The organism is Allobosea sp. NPDC055353 (genome assembly GCF_053644975.1).
This window is the reverse complement of the sequence record NZ_JBSHMC010000002.1, coordinates 18,951-39,785: the sequence shown is the minus strand read 5'-3', so window position 1 is coordinate 39,785 and position 20,835 is coordinate 18,951. Positions and strand designations below refer to the sequence as shown.

The window sequence follows — 20,835 nt, the reverse complement described above, 5'->3', positions numbered from 1 at the left end:
CTGAGGGGTAACCTTGCGGCAGGAGCGATGGAGCGCAGGCCAGCGGAATGAGCGAGCGCTTCCGGCAATTCCAGGCGCTGTTTCCGGAGGAGGCTTGCCTCGCCGCGCTGATGCGCCTGCGCCATGGCGGAACGAGCATGGCTTGCCCCGCCTGCGGCCGGCCGGCGCAGTTCGAGCCGCGCCCGAAATTGCGCGGTTTCGCCTGCCAGCATTGCAACTACATGATCCATCCGGCGGCTGGGACGCCGCTGGAAAGCCGACGTACGCCGCTGCAGTTCTGGTTCTACGCGCTGAAGGCGGTGTCGGAACAACCGGGCAAGGCTGCCGTCAGCGCGATCGCGCGCGAGGCGAGCGTGCCGCAGGTGACGGCGCAGCGCCTTGCCGACGATCTGGCTGCGCTCGCCTCGCGAGGCGACGCGGGTTGGCTGGAGAAGCTGCGGAGCCTGGTGACGGGGAAGCCGGAAGCGGTCGCGGCGCCGGTAGCCGCCAGCCCGTCGCCTCCACGCCCGGCACTGGCCCCGGTCGCCTCCGCTGCCGTGCGATCGCCGGTGCCGGAGCCGCCGCGCGCGGCTCCGGCACGGCCGGTTGCCGCCGCCTCCGGTCGATCTCCCGCTCCACCGCCCGCCGCCGCTCCACCGGCTCCTCCGCGAGCCCCATCTGCGACACTTGCAGAGGTTGCCGAGCCACCCGGTGCCCGGCCGAAGAAAGCCTCTTCCGGGCGCAAGGCGATCGCTGCCGTGGCAGCCGGCGCTGCCTGTGTGACCGCGGCTGTGCTCGGGCTGGCCTATGCGCGGCTCCAGCAGCAGGAGCGGCCGGAGCCGGAGCGCGGGATCGAGATCGCGGCCGTCGAGGCCCCGTCGCTGAAGGCTGCGCCGGCCCGGCCTTCGCTGATCCTGTCCTCGGTCGAGCAGGATTTGGAGGGCGCGCGGCAGGCGGCCCAGTTCGCCCTCGACAATGATCCGTCGCTGGCGGCGATCAAGCCGCAAGAGGAGGCGCCGACGCAGCAGGTTCCGGTCAACCAGTTGCAATTGCCGTCCAACATCCTGCTGGTGCCGCCGAAGATGCAGAGCGGGCCGCCGCCGGGGCCGGTCTCAGCCACCGGCGCGCCGCAGCCGCCGCCGCAGATCTCCAGCGGCGACCCCGATCAGGTGCTGATCTTCGGGCCGATCAAGATCCGCCGCCATCTCGTCGATCTGATCGTGCGCGCAAGCAAGGTGGTCGGCGCCGATCCGACCCTGCTGATGGCCGTTGCCGACAAGGAATCCTCGTTCTCGACGGCGGTGAAGGCGCAGACCTCCTCGGCGACCGGGCTCTACCAGTTCATCGAGCAGACCTGGCTTGGCGTGATCTACGAATTCGGGGCGAAGCACGGGCTCGCCGCCGACGTGAAGCTGATCGGCAGGTCAGGCCGGCAATTCGTCGTGACCGACGGCTCTCAGCGCCAGCGTATCCTCGACATGCGGCGCGAGCCCTATATCTCGGCGCTGCTCGCAGCCGAGATGCTGAAGCGCGACACGCTCAGGCTGGAACGGGCGCTTGGGCGCCATCTCACCGGCGGCGAGATCTACCTCATCCACTTCCTCGGCCCCGATGCGGCGCAGACCTTCATCGAGACGATGGAGGAGCAGCCCGGCGTCAAGGCGGCCGAGCTGCTGCCCCGGCCGGCACAGGCCAACCGGCCGATCTTCTACGGAGGTTCCGGCGGCGAGACGAAGGTGCTCACCGTCTCCGAGGTCCACAAGAAGTTCAATGACATGATCAAGATCAGGCTCGACCGCTACAGCGCGGTCAGGCCCGGCGGGGGCGGGGGCATCGCCCGGCCGCAACCGAAAAAATGACCTGTTGATGCCGCGCGCGCCCGCTCGCGGTAACCGCTCTCCGAGAGCAGCGAAAGGAGAAGACCCATGCCGGCCAACCGTTTCGAGCAGGTCGACGAACCGCCGACCGACGCGATCACGCTGAGGCTGTCGGAGCGCGGCGGGGAGGCCTTCGGGCATGTGCTCTGTCCGGCCGATCTCGCCGGCGGGCATCTGGTCAACGACTTCGTCAGCGACGAACTGGCGGCGAAGGATGCCTTCCGCACCGCGATCCGCCTCGCCAACGAGATCCAGGCGCCGATCGTGGTCGAGGACAAGGCCGGGATCTGGCAGGACGAATGGGGTGTGCTTTATCGGGAGGATTGAGGGGGCAGGCCGTCGCGCTCGGGTCTGACCCCACCATCTCCTCCACCCTTGTCATTCCGGGGCGTGCCGCAGGCGCGAACCCGGAACCCACGACGGGGCGCACCGCCCGCGGCTGGGCATCGGATGTCTCACTCCGTCGTGGGTTCCGGGTTCTTCGCTCCGCGAAGCCCCGGAATGACAAAGGTGGCGCCGCAAGCCGCTGCGGTCAGGTGCGATAGCGCCGGCCGATGCCTCACTCGATCCGGAAATACTTGACCCCCAACCCCAGCTTGCCGCTCTGGCGGGCGAGGTCGAGCTTGAGATTGGCGAAGAACTCGCTCGCGGGCGACGGATTAGGCCCTGACAGCGCCGGCAACGCCTCCTTGGTGACCAGCGCCAGCACGGTCTGCGGACGGGCTGCGCCGCCTGTCGATTCGAGCTTGAGGTTGAAGGTCACCTTGCCGCCGTCGCGCTTCATGAAGCTCGCGAGGTTGTAGACGAGGCCGTCGTCGCCGATCAGCACGACGTCGAGATTCTGGCCGCCGCCGGCCTCGACCGAGCCGTTGAGGATCTCGCCGCTCTTCATGTTGAAGGCGCCGATCTGAACTCGTGGGCTGCGGTCGATGCCGACGCCGGGCCGGCGCAGGAAGTCGACCATCGGACATTGAGCCTCGGTCATCGGCCGCAAATGAATCTGCGCCTCGAAGCCCTGCGAAGCCTTGAAGGCGCCGTCGAAGGTGACGAAGGGCGCGGACGAACTGCCGAAGCCTTCGAGCGTCGCCTTGCGGTCGCCGATCTCCAGCGGCCAGAGGAAGAAGCAGGAGCCGCCGTCATAGTCGCGGACATAGCGCTCGATCCGCTCGGCCGGGGTGCGTGGCTCGGGCTCCGGGACGATCGCGGTGGCCTGCGGCTGCGGAGGCGCAACGCTCGGGATGGCCGGAGGCGTCGGAATGACGACGGCGACGGGCGGCGGCTCCGGCGGCTTCACCTCGACGGCCGGAGGCGGCTTGGCGGGCTCGGGCGCAGGAGGGCGTGCCGGTGCCGGCTGGGGCGGCTCGACATTGACGGCGACCTGCGAACCTGAGGAGCCGGATGGAGGCCGCTGCGGCCGCGGCGTCTGAGGCGGAGGCGTTTGCGGTTGCGCGACCGGAGGCTGTGCTGCCGGGGGCGGCGCAGGCGGGTTCTGTGAAGCGGTGGGCCTTTCGGCGACTGGAGGCGGCGTTGCAGGCGCGGCCGGCTGGGCCGGTGCTTCCGTGAGCGCGGGCGGGGCGCTCGTCGCCGGTGGCTGTGCCGCGGGGGCCTCGGTCAGGGCCGGCGGTGCGTTCGCTGCCGTTGCAGGCGCGCTGGTCGAGGGCTGCTCCGCGAGCAGTGGCGGTTCATTGGTCGCGATACGGGTCGCCTGGCCACCGCCGAGCGTCGTCCAGGCGTAGAAGCCGCCGCCGGCCAGCAGTGCGAGCGCAGCGATACCGGCGACGAGCGGCAGGGGTGAGCGCCCCGATTTGTCCGGCGCCGCCTTGCCGGCCGGGGCCTTGCCCGCGGCCTTCTTGCCCGATGGCGGTGCCTGCCAGGCTGCGACCTCGGCCATGTCGGCGGGGCGGTCCTTCGGATCGGGCGCGAGCATCCGGGCCAGCAGAGGGCGAATCCGGGCGTCGACCGCCGAAAGATCAGGCAGGCGGCGGCGCTTGTCGATGATGTCGACCTGGGAGCCGCCCATGTCGATGGCGCGTCCGGTCAAGGCCTGCGCCAGCACCAGTGCGAAGGAATACATGTCCGAGCGACCGCTGACCTCGCCACCAAAGAGGCCGAGCTGCTCGGGCGAGACATAGTTGTATTTCCCGGCGAAGCCGGAACCGATCACCGTGCCCTCGCCGAGGATGCTGGAGCGGGCGATACCGAAATCGATGATCTTGGCACGGGAGGGATCCCCGCCGGGCAGGATGATGTTGTCGGGCGAGATGTCGCGATGGATGATGCCGAGCCGGTGCGCGGCATGCAGGCCTGGGCCCACGCGCTGGCGCAGGATGTCGGCTTCCTCGACGCTGAGCGGGCCTTGCTGGATGCGCTCGGAGAGCGGCTGGCCGTCGACGAATTCCATCGCGAGATAGGGCGTCTCGCTCACCGGATCGATGGCGAAGACGTAATAGCGGACGATGGCCTCGTTGTAGAGGTTGTGCAGGGCTGCCGCCTCGCGCCGGAACAGGGCGAGCACGGCGTCATCACGGGCCATGTCGGGGCGGATCATCTTGATCGCCACGGCGTCGCCGGTCTGGATGGCGCGGCCCTTGTAGACCTCGCCCATGCCACCGACGGCGATCAGGCTCTCGATCTCGTAGATGCCGTTGAGCTTCGTGCCGAGGCGGGCATTGGCGCGGGGCACGAAGACGGTGCGTTCGGAGTCGTCGCTCATGGCGTATGTCCTCCTCGCACGGACCGGTTCGGCATCCAGCGTGTCCTTTCGCTTGCCCCCTGTCGATAGCGTACGATGACGACGGTAACGTTGTCGCGCGCGCCGCGCTCCAGCGTCAGCGCCAGCAGCGCGTCGCAGGCCTCCTGCGCGCCGCCGGCTTCGATGGCGGCCAGCATCTCGGCATCGGCGACATGCTCGGTCAGTCCATCCGAGCAGAGCAGGAAGACGTCGCCATCAGCGATCTCGCCGTTTTCGAGGTCGAGTTCCGGTGTGTCGTGGACGCCGATCGCATGGGTGATGATGTGCCGGCGCGGCGAGCGCTTCGCCTCCTCGGTGGTGAGGAGGCCGCGATCGACCATGTCCTGGACCTCGGTGTGATCGCGCGAGACCTGTGCGATGCGGCCGCTGCGAACGAGGTAGATGCGGCTGTCGCCGGACCAGAGGCAGGCGAAATGGCGCTGATGGATCAGCAGGCAGACCAGCGTCGCGCCCATGGTCGCGCCGCGGCGGCCGATCTCTTCGCGCAAATCGTCATTGGCCTTGAGCACACCGGCTTCGAGCATGGCGAGCAGGTCGGGCGCCGAGCCGGCGGCACCGACCGCCTCCAGCGCCGCGACCACGGTCGCGCTGGCGAGCGCACCGTTCTCATGCCCGCCCATGCCGTCGGCAACGGCCCAGAGGCCGATTTCCGGGCGCAGGATGAAATTGTCCTCGTTGGCCTTGCGGACCTTGCCGGTGTGGCTGATGCAGCCGGTCTCGAAATCCGGATTCTGGCGCCGGGCGTCGTTCATGGCATCGCCCTCATGATCCGGCGCGCTCGGGCGCGAGATGGCCGTCGAAACGGCCGGTGAGCAGGCCGGCGAAGAGATAGGGATCGGGCAGGGCGTGGCCGGTTAGCGCCAGCGGTTCGAAGTTCGCGCCGCCCACCGTCCAGAGATAGCACGCATGGGCATAGGACCGCGCGTGGTCCTCGACGCGCAAGGCCGCCAGCGGCTCCGGGAAGCCGGAGGCGATCGCGGCGCTGACGATGGTGCCGTCGGCGAGGCGGACCATGTCCTGCGGCGGGGCGGCAAGGTGATGGTCGTTGGGGACGGGCAGGGCGGTGAGGCGTTGCGCGACGTCCTCAAAGCTCGCCTGCGGTTCCAGCGCCTGCAGCAGGAAATCCTCGATCGCCTCGAACCAAATGTCCTGCGGGTCGAGCTCCGGCGGCGGGATCGCGGCGCCCGGACCGGCGGCCGCGAAGACCGTCAGCGGGAAATAGCGGCCGACGCCGTCGACCGAAGGCATGAAGGCGCCCGCAACCGTCTGCCCGCCATGGGCGCCGCCGAGCCAGAAGCGCCAGATCGGGGCGTTGAGATAGGCCTCCTGCCAGCGATTGCCGAGTTCCAGCCGGCTCGCGGTCAGGCCGCCCTGCAGCCATTTCTCGTAAACCGCGAGGAAGCCGGAGGGGGCGTTCAGCGCGATGAAGTCGCGCTTGGCCGGCAGCTTGCCGAAGAGGCCGCAGCTCAAGGCTCAGATCCCGGTAGGGCAGCGGATTTCCCGCAGCGCCGGCAGGATGAGCGGGTTCTTGAGCGAGCCGACGCCGAAGGAATAGCCAACCTGCCGGCCGCCGGCATTCAGGTTGAAGCCGACATTGTCGCCCTGCTTCAGCACCGAGCCGGCATCGAGCAGGCGGAAGAAGGACCAGGTGCCCTCCTTTTCGAAAAGCTTGGCTTCGCCGCCCTGCGCGCCGCCGCCCTGCTGGCCGGAGGAGAAGAAGCCGCCGCTGAACATGCCGCCGGAAGCGTTGCTGCTTCCACCAAGCGTCAGCGTCACCGCCGTCTTGCCGACGCCGCCGCCCGGCCACATCACCGGTGTCGGCGTGTTGACACCCTGCTGGCTGGTCACGGTGAAGCCGTTGATCTCCAGCTTGGCATTGGCGGCATCGGCGGAGAGGGCGGTCGGCGTCACCACCATCTGGAAAGAGGGCAGGTTACCGCCGGTCGGGAAGAAGGCGTCCTTGATCTCGCTGGCGCGCTGGAACTCGCGCAGCGTCGTCGGCGAGAGCGCGCGCGCCACGCGGCTGTCGACGCGCCAGCCCCATTGCGGCTTGGAGGTGTCGACGAAGGGCTCCAGCCGCTCCTTGTAGAACTTGTCCATGATCTGGCCGGGCGCGAAGAGCCGGGCGAAATCGGCGAGCGGCACGTCGCGGGTGCTGCCCTTGGTAAAGGGGTAGCGATTGTTCATCACCTCGGTGCAGACGCGCGTGACCTGCTCGGCCAGCGCCTGCCGCAGCAGGGCGACCGTCGCTCCGGTCGCGTCGCCCTCGAAATCGTTGACCGCCTGGATCACCATGCCGTCGAAGGGCGCGGGATAGCGCGAGGAATTGGCGCGCAGCGTGGCGATCAGCGGTACGAGCGCGGCATTGGCCGCCGCCGACTGGGCCGGATTCGTCGCGGCCGTGGCGAGGTTCTGGTTGATCTCCGCGAAAGTCTGGAGGAGCTGGTCCACCGGCCGGCGGCCGAGATCGCCGTCGACGAGGACGTGGAAGGGCTTGAACTGGCTCTCGATATCGGCGCCGAGGGCGGTATCGGCACCGCCGCCTGCGAGGATGCGGTCGACGCCGGGGGCCGCGAGCGGGAGATTGGCGCCGAGACGGCTCAGCGCATTGCTGGCGCGCCGGGCGAGCGTATCGGCGGCGGCCTGCGCCGCGGCCTGGGCGACGGCCTTCTTCGCGTCGGGGCGTTCCTTGGTGAGCTGCGTCTCGTCGCGCAGGGATTCCAGCACCTGCTTGAAGGGCGAGGTCGCGGCGCTGATGGCGCTGAGCGCGACATAGCGCGGCTTGTCGGCGTTAAGCGGCCGGAGCTTCAGGCGCTTCAGCATGCGCTGCCAGCTCGCGATATAGTCGCGGCTGTAGAGCTTCATCAGGTCAGGAAAGAGCGTGGCGTACTGGGCCGTGATCGCCTGCTGGTCGAGGTTCTCGCCGAGGACCCAGCGCTCGCGCTCGATCTGGTCGCCGATATCGCCGAGCTTGGCGATGAAGGCGTCCTGGAAGCCGTCATAGGTGTAAAAATAGGGCACGCGGATCTGGTCGAGATCCTCGCCGGTAACGCCCTCGAACACGAGGCGGACATCGGAGCCGCCGCGCTGCGAGACGACCCAGTCCTTGACACTCTCGCTGCGGGATTGCGTGCGCAGCAGTTCGTAGGCGCGCTCGGCGATGCTGAGGCGGCGCAGCGTGCGCTGGCTCTGCTCGATCAGCGACTGGTTGAGCTTGACGATCGGTTCGCCCGTGCCCTCGTCGAGATCGAGCATGGCGGCGAGGTGTTCTTCCAGTGCCTCGCGCCCCTTGGCGTTGGCCGGGCCGGGGAAGAGGTTCTCGGCCCAGTCGAGCCGCATCCAGGAGGTGACGAGCTCGCGGTCCAGCTTCGCCTGGCCGCCGACCATCATGTAGACCTTCAGCGCCTCGTAGACGAAGCCGGGATTATTGGCGTTGGCCTCAAGCTGCTCCTCCAGCCGGAAGATGATGCGCGAGCGCAGCATCCGCTCCAGCGCCTGCTGATAGGTGATCTCGGTCGCGTTCTGCAGACGATCGCGCTGGCTCAAGCCGAAGGTCGCGAGCGTCGGCGTCGGCTCGGATTTCGTCGCATAGCCCGCCGGCATGTTGCGGAGCTTGTGCAGGAGGGGCAGGACGCGGCTGAAATTTCGGTCGGAGATCGTGGTTTCCTGCAGCACGGGCGCTGCGGCGCTGCGATAATCCGAGAGGCCGTAATTGGTTGCGGTGATCAGGTCGCTGTTGCGCGAAAAACTCGTCCACCACAGGCCGAGCGCGGCGAGCGAGAGCAGCGCGACCGTGGCGAAGCCGGCGATGCGCAAAGCCGTCGTGCGGCGAGCGGCGCCGAGATCGGTCGAGACCCAGCCGGATTCGCCGATCACGACCTTCTGGACCAACTCGGTCAGGAAATAGCTCTTGCCCTTGCCGGAGAAGGAGGCCGCGCCGGCATGGTCCGAGCCGAAATTGCGCGAGAGCGCGCCGATGAGCTGGTCGATCGGGGTGCCTTCCTGCGTGCCCGAGGTGAAGTAGAAGCCGCGCAGCGTCGCATTGGCGTGGTAGCGCGTCGGCTCGAAGACGCGCGTGAGGAAATCGACGATGGAGCGCTTCAGCGTCGCCATCTGGCTCGGGAAGCCGAAGATCTGGGCGCGCGCGGTCGGGTTGTGCTCGTCCTGGAGCCGGTCCGGCAGGCGTTCGTTCAGCCGCTCGATCAGCGCGTCATATTCCGGCGGCACGTCGCCGATCATGTTGCGGGTCTTGTCGGCGGTCTGGAAGGTGTGGCCCCAGACCATGCGCCGCTGCGGCTCGGTCAATTGGCCGAAGAACTCGTTGAAGCCGGCGATCAGGTCGGCCTTGGTGAAGACGGCATAGACCGGGAAATCGACCTTCAGGCGCTCGTGCAGTTCGAGCAGGCGGGCGCGGATCGCATCGGCATGGGCGGCGATCTCCTCAGGGGAGGAGGTCAGCAGATCCTCGACGCTGATCGCGACGAGCACGCCGTTGATCGGCTGGCGCGGGCGGTTGGTCTTGAGCAGGTCGAGGAAGGCAAACCAGCTCGACTTCTCGGCTTTGGTGTCGGTGTCCTGCGTGGTGTAGCGGCCGGCGGTGTCGATCAGCACCGCGTCCTCGGCGAACCACCAGTCGCAATAGCGCGTGCCGCCGGAGCCGGCGACGGCTGCCGGCGTTGCGCCGCGCGCCAGCGGGAATTTCAGCCCGGAATTGACCAGCGCCGTGGTCTTGCCGGCACCGGGCGGGCCGATGATGACGTACCAGGGCAGATCGTAGAGATAGTCGCCGCCCTTGCCGCGCGCGCTCTTCAGCGTCGCCAGCGCATCCTTCATCGCGCTGGAGAGGGTGGCGCCGTCGCCAGTCGTCTCCTCCTTCTCCAGCGCCTCGGTAAGGGCTGCGGTCGCCTTGCGGCGGCGGATGACGATGAAGCCGATCCAGACGAACGCTCCGACGAGGAGCAGCACGGCGATGGGCAGACGGACCCAGAGCGACTCGAACGGCCTGACATCGCCGAAGGCGACGAAGGGGCCGCCGAACCAGATCAGCGCGGCGAGCGCAAGCGCGCCGATCAGGATGGCCGCGATGCGAAGCCAGGTGGCGAGATTCATCGTCTTGCCTCCTAGTTTTGGCGCTGGATCAGGATCTCGACGCGCCGGTTCTGGGCGCGTCCGTCGGCGGTGTTGTTGGGCGCGATCGGGGCGTCGGCGCCCTTGCCCTCGGTGGTGATCCGGTCGGGCTTGCTGAGCTTGGTCTTGAGCACGTCGCCGACGGCCTTGGCGCGGGCCTGCGACAAGACGAGGTTCGACGGGAAGCGGGCGGTGCGGATCGGCACGTTATCGCTATGGCCGACGACCTTGATCGCGCCGCCCTCCTGCTCCAGCACGGCGGCGATGCGCTCGATCAGCGGCTGAAATTCCGTACGCACGCCCGCCTGGCCCGGCTCGAACAGGGTGATGCCGACGAGGCGGATGATGACGACGTTGGGTGTCACCAGGCAGACGATCGGCGGCTGCACCGCGGCGCAGACCTTGGGCGGCTGAGCCGGCGGCGGGGGCGGCGGCGGCGGGGCCGCGAAGACCTTGCGCATGATGCCGATCTCGCCCTTCGGGTGCACCGAGAGCAGGGCGGTCGAGGCTGCCTCGGCGTTGCCGGCGAGCAGGGCGCGGAAGACGAAATAGACGCCGAGCAGGGCGACGGCTGCGATCGCCGCGACCGACCAGACCGGCACCTTGAAGCCGGCGGCGGCCTGCGCGATCGCCTGCCCGCGCCAGCGCGGGGAGAGCTCAGGGTCGGGCTGCTTCACCCGGCGCAGGGTCTCGAACAGGTTGCGCTGGATCGTCTGGAGATTGTTGGCGCCGCCGGCCGAGGTGCGGTGGATGCCCTGGAAGCCGAGCGCCAGGCAGGCATGCATCAGTTCGAGCAGGTCGTAATTGACCGACGGATCGGCCTTGGCCTTGTCGAGCATCTCGAAGAAGCGGACGCCGCCGATGCGCTCGCCGAAGAAGCGCGAGAGCATGCTGTACTGCGTCCAGACATGGCGGTCGTCGCCGGGGATGTTCTGGACGATATCGTCGGCGGTGGCGGCGATGACGTATTTCGCGGTCTGCGCCGTCTCGGCCGAGACGCCGGCGGCGCGGACCTCATGCTCGAAGGCCTCGATCGTCTCGCCGACCTGGCCGAGAAGCTGGGCGAAGGGCGCGTTGGAAAGATTCGCGCGCATCCGTCCGAGCAGGAGCAGGAGCGGGCCGGCCGCACGCAGCAGCGGGTTGGCGTTCGGGGTCAGGAGCCGGTCGCGGCGCGGCAGGGACTGGCCGCCAACGGCTGGAGGCGGCGGGGCCTGTTGGCGCTGCGGGATCGGCGCAGCTTGAGACATCCATTCGTCGCCGGTGCCGGGTACGCCGGGCGAGGGCACCTGCGGCGGCTGATAGGGCTGGGGCGCCTGCGGCGTGGCCGGTGCCGGCGCGGCGGGAGCGGATGGCAGGGACGCGCGGCGCCCGCCCGGGTTCGGCCTGATGATCGTTCGTTCGGAGCGGCCGAACGGATCTGAAGGCGAACCCGGATCGCTCATCGCCTGCCCTCCAGAACGGCCCAGAGCTCGAGTTCGAGATCGGGCCAGTCACCGGAAAAATGCATGCCGATCGAACTCGCCGTCGAGAATTCCGGCCAGAGCGGCGAGGTGCGGTCGAGATAGAAGTATACATGATCCGTGAGTGCGCGGATCTGCGGCGGCGGCGTCGGCAGGTGGACGAGATTGATGCCCGGCAGATGGGCATGGACGATCTCGTTCATCTTGGTATTGGGGCCGATCTTGAAGAGCTGCGGGAACTGCGCCTGGATCTCGGTGAGTGGGCGGCGCGCCGCCACTTCCAGCACCAGCGTGGCGTTGCGCACGAGGCTGCGGTCGCGGATCGTCGACATGAAGGCGTTCTGTGCGCGCTCGACGATCTCCAGCCGGATCGCCCGGCGACCGAGATTGGCCGAGAGGAAGTCCTGGATGTCGCGCACGACCGGCGCGAAGCAGTTCTCCAGGTCGTCGTGGTCATAGGCCGGATAGTCGCGGGCGCGGCGCTCGGCCGTGGTGAAGGTCGCAAGTTCGCCGGCCAGTGCGAGGAAAGTCGAGAACAGCCGCTCGGGATGGACGAAGCGTGAGCGGCGCATGTGCTTCAGCACGGGGATGCTGCGGTTGAGGAGCTGGAGCACGAAATAGTCGGCGCTCTGCAGGCCGCCGCCGGCCGTCGGATCGGCAGCGTAGCGGGCGAGTTCCTCCAGCTTGTTGTCGATCCAGCCGATGACGCGGTCGAGCCAACCCTCGATCACCGGATAGGCCGAGCAGATCAGCACCGGCGGAGCGAATTTCTCGTCGAACAGGATGGCGCGGTCGCGCACTTCGAGGATGCGGCCGAGCGCCAGGCCGACATAGCCGGCCTTCGAGGTCTTGCGCAGCTCCAGCGTCAGGCGCGGATGGGCGACGTCGATCTCTTCTTCCGTCCGCAGCGAGGCGGTGGAATCGATCAGCATTTCGTTGGCGGGGACATAGCGGCTGGCCGAGCCGTTCAGCGTGTCCTCGACCTCCCGCGTATTGGCGGCGGCAAGCGGCAGCGAGAGCCAGACGATCTGGCCGGCGGCATTCTCCGGCACCTCGATCGCGGCGGGCAGGGGGCTGTTGTCAGGCAGGGCGAAAGGCGTGCCGTCCGGCATCACGCCGACGGCGCGGCGCAGGCCGATACGGCTCTGCTGGGCGAGGTCGCGGTCGATCTCCAGCACCGAGAAGCCCCATGGATAGGGCGAGATGGTCCTGACGCGGCTTTCCAGCAGGTTCTCGAGATAGCGGTCGCTCTGCTGGAAATGGTGCGGCCTGAGAAACAGTCCTTCCGACCAGACGACCTTGCTGTACCACGACATTCCGGTCTCGCTCACTCGAAGGCAGGCTGGGCGAGCTTACTACGGGTCCTACCCAAGCGTCACCAAACGAATGCTAGCGCTTCGCGCGCGTGCCGCCGTCATTGACTTGAAGGATGCGGCGGAGCGATTTTCACGGCAGTGCTCGGAAGTACGAATCCGTTCGAGCAGGGGAGGCCCGCATGCCCAAGGGACCGGCCGCACGCGTCATGGATCCGGTGCTGCATCCGCTGCCGGGCATGCTCCAGCCCGGCCCGGGCAGCACCAATGTGATCATCGGCGGCATGCTGGCCTGGCGCGGCGTGCCCGCCGCGGCGGCAGCCGCGATCCAGGCCGCCAAGGCGACCTCCGACGCGGCGCTGCAGGCGGCTCAGGCCGCCACCGTGGCCGCCGCCGGGACGCCGGGAGCGCCGGCCGCCATCGCCGCCGAGGAAACCGCCAAGAACACGGCCGCTGCCAGCATGGGCTCGATGATCACAGGCGCGGCAGGCGGCGCCGATATCCATATCTGCCTGACACCGCTCGGCCCGGCGCCGCTGCCGACGCATGGCCCGGGGGTCGTCATCGACGGTTCGCAGACCGTGCTGATCAACAACCTGCCGGCCTGCCGGATGGGCGACACGGTCCTCGAGGCGCTGGGGCCGCCCAACAAGATCATGATGGGGCTGCCGACCGTGATCATCGGCGGCTGATCGCAGATTGATTCAAGGATGCGGCGGAAGCCGCTGAAACGGAATCGTTTTCTCGCTGCGGGGTGCGATGGCGAAGGGTAGGCGGACGGTCCCGGACCGGGCAGAAGCGAAAAGCGAGCGCTTCCGCCACAAGATGGTGCAGCGCCTGTCCTCGGATCAGCGGCGGGCGAAGAACCATGGCCTCGCCCGCAACGGGCGCGTCGCGGAGGCGCTCTGCTTCATGGCGCTGATCCGTGATCCCGCGCGGCGCAAGCGCCCGATCCTGCCCGTACCGAACGTGAGCTGCACGGCGGCGGTGCGCCAGTTCTTCCGGGCCGACGATGGCGAGCAGGCGGCGCATCTGCTGCCCGGCCAAATCTCGATCGACGGCGCGTTTCCCTGGCTGTTCCTGGCAGGGCCGTCCGCGCGGCAGCTCGAAAACCTCTTCGGCTATGTCGAGCCGCTGCGGGCCGACTACAACAAGGCCGATTCCGCTGCCGAGGCGAACGGGCTGACCGATGCCTTCGCCGATGCCTGCCGCCGGGTGCTGACCAGCAAGGGCGAACCTTCGGCCGATATCGTCGCGGCCTATGAGCAGGTCTGGCAGCCGGGGGCGCTTGCCGCCTTCGCTGCAGCCGAGGCGCAGAAGCGCAGCAAGCCGACCCCGCCCCCGATCGAGCGCGGTGTCGGCATGGAATACGGCATGATCCTGAATTTCGAGGAGCGGATGGCCGCCTTCGAGGACGACTCGATCTGGGCGACCTACGAGCAGCTCAGCATCCTCGGCTACTACAAGGTCGCGATGGACGATCCACCGCGCCAGCTCGAGTTGCGCGCGATCCGCGAGATCCTGACTCTGCCGCCGGCTTGACCGAGCGGGGCGGGCGGGCCAAGCGGGAGAACCCTCCCTCCCGCGACAGGACGCAAAGCCCATGACCATCGAACGGATCGGACTGGCCGCCCGCTACTGCGACGCCGCCATCTTCAACGGCATCATCTTCCTCGCCGGCCATGTCGCCGAGAAGACCGAGGGCGCTTCGCTCACCGAGCAGACCGAAGAGGTTCTGGCGTTGCTGGAAGACACCTTGGCGCAGGCCGGCAGCCGCAAGGAGCGCATCCTCAGCGTCCAGATCTTCCTCACCGATATCAGCAAGATCGGCGAGATGAACGCGGTCTGGGACAAGTGGGTGGCCAAGGGCCATTCTCCGGCGCGGGCGACCGTCGAGGCGAAACTCGCCTCGCCCGGTTACGCCATCGAGATCACGGCGGTGGCTGCGAAGGGGTAGCTCGCTCCGATTGCGTCATGGTCGGGCTTGTCCCGATCATCTACGTCTTCGCGGGTCGAAGCTCGTGTTCAAGACGTGGATGCTCGCCACAAGGGCGAGCATGACGGCGGGGCCCGTCACTTCCCGCCGCGGTCGTAGCACTCGGCGAAATAGATCATGAAGGCGTCGACGAGGCCGTTCTCGTAAGGGGCGGTCTTGGCGTCCCAGCGGGCGACATAGGCCTCCCACATCTTGGCCTTGCGCGAGCCGATCAGGCCGCCAAGGCCACCGTCCTGCGCGGTCGCCTCGGTGATCGCCTGCGGGTCGAGATCCTCGACCAGCATCTTCAGCGCGTGCTGCATGGCCGAGTAGGTCTTGATCTGGTGGGCCTTGAGATCGCGAAAGCTCTCGTCGAAGGCGCGCCTGGCATCGAGATAGCCGCTGCGCGGCTGGCCGAAGATCAGTTGCAGGGCGTCGTCGACCGTCGGCGAGAATTTCAGCGGGTTGTTGTCCTGTGCTTGGATCATCGTCTGGCTGGTGCTGCGGGCGATGCGCTTGCTCTCGGCACGGGCGGCGAGCAGGCCTTTCAGCTCCTCGGCGATCAGGCGCATCAGGCCGCCGAGTTGCTCGGCGAAGGCGCCGGGGTCCTGCGTCGCCAGCGCCTGCGGGGAGACGCCGGCCCCCTTGGCGAAGCGCTGCATGAACTCGCCCATCGAGATCGGTGCGGGTGCGCCCGGCTGCGCCGGGGGCTCGGCCGGGGCGGGGGGCGGCGTGAAGGCGGGCGCCGGACGCGGCTCGGCCGGCATCTCGGGCAGAACCGAATCCTCGACGGGCTCATCCCAGGGGTTGGCGCCCGCAGCGCTGCTTGCCGGAGGCCGGCGCGGGGTCGGCATCGCCACCACCGGCTCCTGCGCCGGTGCGGGGGACGGCTGGAGTGGCGCCCAGGCGAAATCGTCGGTCCGCGCGGCGGGCGGCGTCCAATCCTGCGCAGGCGGCGCTGACGGTTCGGCGCTCGGCACCGGGATGTCGGTTGCCCAGTCGATGAAGCCGGCATGGACCGGCCGGGCATGGTTCGGCGGCATCAGGTCGCGGCGCGGAATCGGGGGAGCGGCTTCCTCGCTCGGCGCCCAGAGCGCGTCCGGTTGCGCGGCATAGGGCGGCGGCGGGGCGGCCGTTTCGGAGACCTGCCCGGCCTCCTCGTCGATGGCGACGGCGATCAGGTAATGGCCGATCTCCAGCCGGTCGCCGTTCTGGAGCCGATACGGCGACTGGACGCGATGCTCGCCGCCATTGACGAAGGTGCCGTTGGTCGAGATGTCGCGCAGCCACCAGCCGCCGTCGCGGAAGCGGATCTCGCAATGGCGCCCGGAGACGGCGCGCGAGGGATCGGGCAGGGCCCAGTCGAGATGCTGGTCGCGGCCGATATCGAGGCCGCGTCCGCCGCCGGCGGTCACGCTGAGCGGGCCGCCATCGGGCAGCGAGGTTTCATTCTCGATCGTCAGTGTCAGCGCCATCGCGGACGTCCCGTTACGGCCTTAGATCATCGGGCCGAATATGATATTCGGCCCGATGATCCAGGTCTTTGGCTTGTCGCATTTTCTTCACGCGAACCGGTGTCCACTTCGCTTGAAAATGCTCTGGCGGATCAGCGCTTGCCGGCATCGTCTTCAGCCAAACGAATGCATGCTTCGACGCAGGCGCGCAATGCACCGTCGCGCTCGCGCGCCGGCAGGCGGTTGATCGCGTTGAGCACCGCGATGCGGGCCATCTTGGCGGTAAGGTCCGGCGGTGTCGGGATCGGGTGGCTCTCCGACATGCTGCCGCCGGAATAGCCGGCTGCCCAGGCGACGAAGGTACCAGGCCTTGCGCTGTCGCCGACCTGAGCCAGCCGCAGCGCCGCGAACCGTGTCTTGTCGCCGGGCTCGCGCACCCAGGCTTCTGCGGCATCGAGGCCCGGGTCCTGCGTGCCGGGCGGCTGCGTCGCGCGCACAGCCTGCAGCGCCCACCAGACCGTTTCGCGCCGGGGCAGGAGAAAGGCGCAGAAGCCGGCCGCTTCCATCGGTGCCGGACCCCTGACGAGGCGACCGAGGAAGGCCAGCGGCGGCTCGGTGGTCGGCGCCATCGTCACGGCCTGATGGGCCGCGGGGTAGGTCTCGAACACTTCGCGGGCGGTGCTGAAGCGCAGGCGTGACATGGAGGCTCCGGCCGTTCTGTCGCTATCGGTCTACGTGGTCAGTTGATGTTCACCATCGACGCCTTGATGGTGAGGATGCCATCGCTCTTCACCTCCGTCAGCGCCTGGCTATGGATCGTGATCTTCGGCGATTTGATCTCGATGCTGCCGGGCGTCATCTTGATCGTGCTCTCGCCGACCTTGAGATTGATCTCCCGGAGCGCTTCGATGTCGAGCTTGCCGTTCTGGACGTCGAGCTTGTCGTCGCCTTTCTTCAGCGTGGTCTCGCGCGAATAGCCGCCGCCGTCGTAGCGCTCGCCGATATCGCGGGTCTCGATGTTGTTGACCGTGATCTTGTGGTCCTTCTCGGTCCGGATCTCCAGGACCTCCTGATCCTTGCGGTCCTCGAACTTGATCTCGTTATAGGTGTCGGAGAATCCGGCTCCATCGGTCGATTCCGACTTGAGGCCGGACTGCGTCTTGTTCGCCGGCAGTTCATAGGGCGGCTTGTGCTGGTCGTTGACGACGGCGCCGACGACCAGCGGCAGGTCCGGGTTGCCCTCGATATATTCGACGATCACCTCCTGGCCGATGCGCGGGATGACCTGCCCGCCCCAGCCCTTGCCGGCCCACATCTGCGCGACGCGGGTGCGGCAGGAGGTCGAGCCATCCTCCCGGTCCCAATGGAAGCGCAGCCAGATCCGGCCGTATTCGTCGACGTCGATATCGCCTTCCTCGCCCTTGTTCTTCTCGCCGACGACCTTGGCGGTATGCGGCCCGTAGACGGTGGGGCGGGGCGTCACGATCGGCGCGCGGAAGCGCTTGTCGCTTTTCTGGAGCTCGTAGGAGCCGTGATAGAGCGCCTCGTCCCGGCGCCCCGACGAGCGATAGCTCTGAATGCCGAAGGCATGGGTCGCGCGGACCACGACATATTCGCTGTTCTCGGCGCCGGTCGGGTGGTCGGAGAGCTTCATCAGCGCGCCTGGATAGAGGCTCGCAGCATCGCCGCCGGCATAGCGGCGTTCGTCCTGCGCCTGCTCGGCCTGCGCCATCACGCGGGCGAAATGCTCGCCCTGGTCGCGCTTGGTGTAGGCGGCCGGGTAGTCGTAGGCCTCGTAGGACTTGGCCTTGGGGAAGCCTTCCTCGGCACGGGCGGTGAGATCGGATTCGGATTTCTCGAAATCATAGTCCTTGAGTTCGAACTTGCCGGTGCGCAGGCGGCGGATCGTCGACCAGCTCGTCAGATGCTCGACGGCGCTGCGCGGGAAGCGGCTGCCCTGCGGAACGAAGGCGTAAGCCGAGGCATCGCCCTGGAAGCTCGGCTCGGCCGCCGCCTGGACCTGGTCATGGGCGGAGCGGGAATCGCAGAGCACCAGCTTGTGGTCGCCGTCGCTGTGCTTGAAATAGTAGTAGATGCCGTACTGCTCCATCAGCCGCAGCACGAAATCGAGGTCGGTCTCGCGATACTGGACGCAATAGTCGATCGGCTGGAGCGCCTCGCTGGTGCGATCGTCGAAGCTCGCCGAGCCTTCCTTCTTGAAAATCTCCTTGATGATGTCGAGGGCGGTCTTGTTCTTGAAGATCCGGCAATCCGCCCGCTGCGAAAGCAGCCAGAGCCACGGCTTGAGCGTGAAGCGATAGATGTAGAGATCGTCCTGCTTGCCGAGCCATTGCGCATCGACCAGCGTGCCGTTCAGCACACGCTCGCTCTTGTTCTTGAGCGTGAATTTGACCGAGCATTTCTCGCTCATGATGCTTTGCAGGTCAGCGTTGTCGGTCTTGCTGACCGTTTCGATATTATAAGTGAACAATTCGCTCAAAGCCTCGCTGGCTTCGAACTTGATAAGTGTAAATTCGTCTTTTCCCGTCGGCGTTGAGAAAGACGCAGTTCTTTTATCTTGCCCAAGAGCAGAAGGCATCAACTGAACCTTTCGATTCGCGTTTTATTTTTATCTTGACGTAGGTGATTTCTGGAGTCATCCTTCCATCCCTAAGTCCTTATCTGCCAGACGGCGAAACTCAGCGGGAGTGTTCCCATGCGCAAGCAGCCCGGCTTCACTGTCTTTGTCGCTCTGACCGGCGCTATGGTTCTCACCATGGCGAACGGGGCCGGGGCGCAGACCTACAAGGCGGACGACATCGTCAAGCATTTCGGGCCGGGCATCGCTCCCAAGCCCGGCATCTCGCGGGGGCTGTGCGTCGGCACGGAAGCCGAATGCGCCAGGGCCGGGCAGGTGGTCGAGCCGGCCAGGCCGGTCAGCGCCTTCGATCTCGTGGTGAAATTCAAATACAATTCCGACGAGCTGGAGCCCGAAGCCAAGCTCAATCTCGACGAGTTCGCCAAGGCGCTGAAGACGCCGCAGCTCTCGCAGCGGACCTTCATGGTCGAGGGACATACCGACGCCGCCGGCAGTGCCTCCTACAATCTCAACCTGTCGCAGCGCCGCGCGCAGGCCGTCGTCCGCTATCTCGGCGGGCACGGGGTCAATGCCGCCAAGCTGGTGGCCAAGGGCTACGGGCAGAGCAAGCCCATCGCGGCCGATCCCTTGTCCGGCGACAACCGCCGGGTCGAGACGCGCCTGCGGACCGAGTGAAGCACGACGACAAGCGGCCGCGGCGACCCCGGCCGTGACCGGGCCGCCGCTCCTGTGAGCGCATTTTCGAGCGAAGTGGATGCCGGTTCGCGTGAAGAAAATGCGATAAAATAAAGATCTGGAGCATTCCGGCGCTTCGGGGAAGCGCGGAGATGCTCTCGCGGGGAAAGCGATGGCGGGTCTGAATTTCGCCGACCTGACGAAACCGGTTTCGGCCGACGAGCCCTGCGGGCCGGATCTCGAAGACGATCCCGATTTCATGAACGCCACGGCGCGGCTCGAGGTCGCGTTGCCGGTCTCGTATTTCCGCCGCGACGATGACGGGCGGCAGGTCGCCTTCGATCGGACGAGTATCGAGTTTCCGCCGGCCTTTGCCGAGCTCGGCAAGCTGCTGGAGCGGTCGCGCGACCTCAGGATCCTCGTGCTCGCGGCCAAGCTCACGATCCTCAACCGCGACGTACCGGGGTTCACCGCCAGCCTGTCAGCCATGGCCGATCTCCTCGGCAACTACTGGGAGGAGGTGCATCCCAGGGCGATGGACGGCGGTTTCGTGATGCGCGAGGTCGCCCTGCAGGGGCTCGACGAACTGGCGACGGTGGTGCTGCCGCTGCAGCACGCGCCGCTTTTCGTCAGCCGGCGGATCGGTCCGTTCATGTTCCGCAGCCAGCTCGTCGCGAGCGGCGAGACGAAGCTCGTCGAGGGCGAGCAGCATCCCGATGCCGGAACGATCCAGGCGGTGCTGGGCGAGGTCGAGGCCGATGACCTCGTCGCGATTCTCGGCCAGGTGAATGCCGGGCGCGACGCGCTCACGCGCCTGCGGACGATCTGGCTGGAGAAGGTCGGTGTCGATCATCCCCTCGGCTTTCCGCGCCTGGCGACGCTGCTGGACCAGATCGCCGCCTTTCTCGACGCCGCGGTCGTGCGGCGTGTCCCGGGCCATCAGGCATCGGGGCCGGAGCCCGTGGCGGCCGGCCCGCAGGGGTCGGCAGCAAACACCGCAACCTTCGGTCCTGGAGCCGTTTCGAGCATCCTTCATGTGGAGGATACGCTGGGAGCCTGCCTCGGCTACTTTCGCAGAACCGAGCCTTCGAGCCCGGCCGTCCTGCTGATCGGGCAGGCGCAGCAGCTGATCGGAAAGTCGTTGATCGAGGTCATCCAGATCATGTTCCCCGACCAGGTCGACAAGGCGGTCTTCGAGATCGGCGACCAGCGCCGGTTCCGGTTGCCGCTGGAGCGCCTGCCGGTGCCGGACGGCGCCGAGGCGGAGAGCGAGTACGAAGCGGGGGGCGGCTACGACAGCGATGCCGAAGCCGATGAGGACGTTTCCGAGGCCGGTGATGACGGGGAAAGCGTGACGGAGGCGGCCGAGGTCGCCGCCGCGCCGAGCCCGGCGCCGTCCGCGATCGTGATCGGCAGCCGCGCGGATGCGGTTGGCGCGATGAAGGCGGTCGCCGCCTTCTACCGCCAGGTCGAGCCCTCGCACCCGACGCCGCTCCTGATGGACAAGGCCTGTGCTCTGGCGCAGCATGATTTCATGTCGCTTCTCGGTAGCATCCTGCCAGATGTCGTGCCGGTTCCGGAGGCTGACAGCTAGGGAAGTTTTTCGTCATTGCCTTGAACCTCC

General features: G+C 67.7%; 16 protein-coding genes. 7 read left to right on the top strand and 9 right to left on the bottom strand.

All coding sequences use genetic code 11. The features are described 5' to 3' along the window. The first annotated feature begins 47 nt into the window (after positions 1-47). Together ACWIEX_RS13415 and ACWIEX_RS13410 are read left to right on the top strand one after the other, a co-directional pair. Positions 48-1,838: a transglycosylase SLT domain-containing protein gene (locus ACWIEX_RS13415; RefSeq protein ID WP_454033540.1), complete on the top strand. Its 1,791-nt coding sequence runs from the start codon at positions 48-50 to the stop codon at positions 1,836-1,838. Positions 1,839-1,904: 66 nt separating this feature from the next. Continuing rightward, positions 1,905-2,183, top strand: a complete 279-nt coding sequence (locus ACWIEX_RS13410) for a hypothetical protein (RefSeq protein ID WP_061967191.1) — start codon at positions 1,905-1,907, stop codon at positions 2,181-2,183. Positions 2,184-2,415: 232 nt separating this feature from the next. Here the strand turns inward: ACWIEX_RS13410 and ACWIEX_RS13405 are convergent, their stop codons facing one another. From ACWIEX_RS13405 to tssK, 6 genes are read right to left on the bottom strand one after another with little or no spacing between them, the layout of a single operon-like run. After that, positions 2,416-4,569, bottom strand: a complete 2,154-nt coding sequence (locus ACWIEX_RS13405) for a serine/threonine-protein kinase (RefSeq protein WP_454033539.1) — start codon at positions 4,567-4,569, stop codon at positions 2,416-2,418. After that, on the bottom strand, positions 4,566-5,360 hold the full coding sequence (locus tag ACWIEX_RS13400; RefSeq protein ID WP_454033538.1) for a PP2C family protein-serine/threonine phosphatase: 795 nt from the start codon (positions 5,358-5,360) through the stop codon (positions 4,566-4,568). The genes ACWIEX_RS13405 and ACWIEX_RS13400 overlap by 4 nt, the downstream gene beginning before the upstream one ends. Positions 5,361-5,370: 10 nt before the next feature. Continuing rightward, positions 5,371-6,078 carry a type VI secretion system-associated protein TagF gene (tagF, locus tag ACWIEX_RS13395; RefSeq protein ID WP_454033537.1) on the bottom strand — a complete coding sequence of 236 codons (708 nt, stop codon included), beginning with the start codon at positions 6,076-6,078 and terminating at the stop codon, positions 5,371-5,373. Between the two features lie 3 nt (positions 6,079-6,081). Next, positions 6,082-9,717, bottom strand: coding sequence for a type VI secretion system membrane subunit TssM (gene tssM / locus ACWIEX_RS13390; RefSeq protein WP_454033536.1), 3,636 nt, complete (start codon positions 9,715-9,717; stop codon positions 6,082-6,084). 11 nt (positions 9,718-9,728) lie between these two features. Beyond that, positions 9,729-11,177, bottom strand: coding sequence for a type VI secretion system protein TssL, long form (gene tssL, locus ACWIEX_RS13385; protein ID WP_454033535.1), 1,449 nt, complete (start codon positions 11,175-11,177; stop codon positions 9,729-9,731). Then, positions 11,174-12,511 (bottom strand): type VI secretion system baseplate subunit TssK, encoded by a 1,338-nt coding sequence (gene tssK, locus ACWIEX_RS13380; protein ID WP_454033534.1) that lies wholly within the window; start codon positions 12,509-12,511, stop codon positions 11,174-11,176. Before tssK ends, tssL begins: the two co-directional genes overlap by 4 nt. Before the next feature lie 179 nt (positions 12,512-12,690). Here tssK and ACWIEX_RS13375 point away from each other — a divergent pair, with 179 nt between their 5' ends. The 3 genes from ACWIEX_RS13375 to ACWIEX_RS13365 all read left to right on the top strand — a co-directional run bounded on the left by ACWIEX_RS13375 (position 12,691) and on the right by ACWIEX_RS13365 (position 14,465). Continuing rightward, a complete protein-coding gene (locus ACWIEX_RS13375; RefSeq protein WP_454033533.1) occupies positions 12,691-13,200 on the top strand; it encodes a PAAR domain-containing protein in 510 nt (169 codons plus the stop codon). A gap of 67 nt (positions 13,201-13,267) precedes the next feature. Further along, positions 13,268-14,050, top strand: a complete 783-nt coding sequence (locus tag ACWIEX_RS13370) for a hypothetical protein (RefSeq protein ID WP_454033532.1) — start codon at positions 13,268-13,270, stop codon at positions 14,048-14,050. A gap of 61 nt (positions 14,051-14,111) precedes the next feature. Beyond that, a complete protein-coding gene (locus ACWIEX_RS13365) occupies positions 14,112-14,465 on the top strand; it encodes a RidA family protein (RefSeq protein WP_336812475.1) in 354 nt (117 codons plus the stop codon). A 116-nt stretch (positions 14,466-14,581) separates the two neighbouring features. On the opposite strand, the gene tagH is transcribed toward ACWIEX_RS13365, so the two are convergent. From tagH to ACWIEX_RS13350, 3 genes are all read right to left on the bottom strand, one after another. Beyond that, positions 14,582-15,958 (bottom strand): type VI secretion system-associated FHA domain protein TagH, encoded by a 1,377-nt coding sequence (tagH, locus tag ACWIEX_RS13360; RefSeq protein WP_454033531.1) that lies wholly within the window; start codon positions 15,956-15,958, stop codon positions 14,582-14,584. A gap of 131 nt (positions 15,959-16,089) precedes the next feature. After that, positions 16,090-16,638 (bottom strand): DUF6931 family protein, encoded by a 549-nt coding sequence (locus tag ACWIEX_RS13355; RefSeq protein WP_306222963.1) that lies wholly within the window; start codon positions 16,636-16,638, stop codon positions 16,090-16,092. A gap of 38 nt (positions 16,639-16,676) precedes the next feature. Further along, on the bottom strand, positions 16,677-18,536 hold the full coding sequence (locus ACWIEX_RS13350; RefSeq protein WP_454033530.1) for a type VI secretion system Vgr family protein: 1,860 nt from the start codon (positions 18,534-18,536) through the stop codon (positions 16,677-16,679). A 117-nt stretch (positions 18,537-18,653) separates the two neighbouring features. Here ACWIEX_RS13350 and ACWIEX_RS13345 point away from each other — a divergent pair, with 117 nt between their 5' ends. Further along, the gene (locus tag ACWIEX_RS13345; RefSeq protein WP_454033529.1) at positions 18,654-19,211 is read left to right on the top strand and encodes an OmpA family protein; all 558 of its coding nucleotides are present in this window, start codon (positions 18,654-18,656) and stop codon (positions 19,209-19,211) included. A 172-nt stretch (positions 19,212-19,383) separates the two neighbouring features. Further along, positions 19,384-20,805, top strand: coding sequence for a type VI secretion system protein TssA (locus tag ACWIEX_RS13340; RefSeq protein WP_454033528.1), 1,422 nt, complete (start codon positions 19,384-19,386; stop codon positions 20,803-20,805). The last annotated feature ends 30 nt before the right edge of the window (positions 20,806-20,835 follow it).

Excerpts from the sequence above, each read along its gene's own strand:
- ACWIEX_RS13415 (WP_454033540.1), top strand. The coding sequence starts at position 48 with ATGAGCGAGCGCTTCCGGCAATTCCAGGCGCTGTTTCCGGAGGAGGCT.
- ACWIEX_RS13410 (WP_061967191.1), top strand. The coding sequence starts at position 1,905 with ATGCCGGCCAACCGTTTCGAGCAGGTCGACGAACCGCCGACCGACGCG.
- ACWIEX_RS13405 (WP_454033539.1), bottom strand. The coding sequence starts at position 4,569 with ATGAGCGACGACTCCGAACGCACCGTCTTCGTGCCCCGCGCCAATGCC.
- ACWIEX_RS13400 (WP_454033538.1), bottom strand. The coding sequence starts at position 5,360 with ATGAACGACGCCCGGCGCCAGAATCCGGATTTCGAGACCGGCTGCATC.
- tssM (WP_454033536.1), bottom strand. The coding sequence starts at position 9,717 with ATGAATCTCGCCACCTGGCTTCGCATCGCGGCCATCCTGATCGGCGCG.
- tssL (WP_454033535.1), bottom strand. The coding sequence starts at position 11,177 with ATGAGCGATCCGGGTTCGCCTTCAGATCCGTTCGGCCGCTCCGAACGA.
- tssK (WP_454033534.1), bottom strand. The coding sequence starts at position 12,511 with ATGTCGTGGTACAGCAAGGTCGTCTGGTCGGAAGGACTGTTTCTCAGG.
- ACWIEX_RS13375 (WP_454033533.1), top strand. The coding sequence starts at position 12,691 with ATGCCCAAGGGACCGGCCGCACGCGTCATGGATCCGGTGCTGCATCCG.
- ACWIEX_RS13370 (WP_454033532.1), top strand. The coding sequence starts at position 13,268 with ATGGCGAAGGGTAGGCGGACGGTCCCGGACCGGGCAGAAGCGAAAAGC.
- ACWIEX_RS13365 (WP_336812475.1), top strand. The coding sequence starts at position 14,112 with ATGACCATCGAACGGATCGGACTGGCCGCCCGCTACTGCGACGCCGCC.
- tagH (WP_454033531.1), bottom strand. The coding sequence starts at position 15,958 with ATGGCGCTGACACTGACGATCGAGAATGAAACCTCGCTGCCCGATGGC.
- ACWIEX_RS13355 (WP_306222963.1), bottom strand. The coding sequence starts at position 16,638 with ATGTCACGCCTGCGCTTCAGCACCGCCCGCGAAGTGTTCGAGACCTAC.
- ACWIEX_RS13350 (WP_454033530.1), bottom strand. The coding sequence starts at position 18,536 with ATGCCTTCTGCTCTTGGGCAAGATAAAAGAACTGCGTCTTTCTCAACG.
- ACWIEX_RS13345 (WP_454033529.1), top strand. The coding sequence starts at position 18,654 with ATGCGCAAGCAGCCCGGCTTCACTGTCTTTGTCGCTCTGACCGGCGCT.
- ACWIEX_RS13340 (WP_454033528.1), top strand. The coding sequence starts at position 19,384 with ATGGCGGGTCTGAATTTCGCCGACCTGACGAAACCGGTTTCGGCCGAC.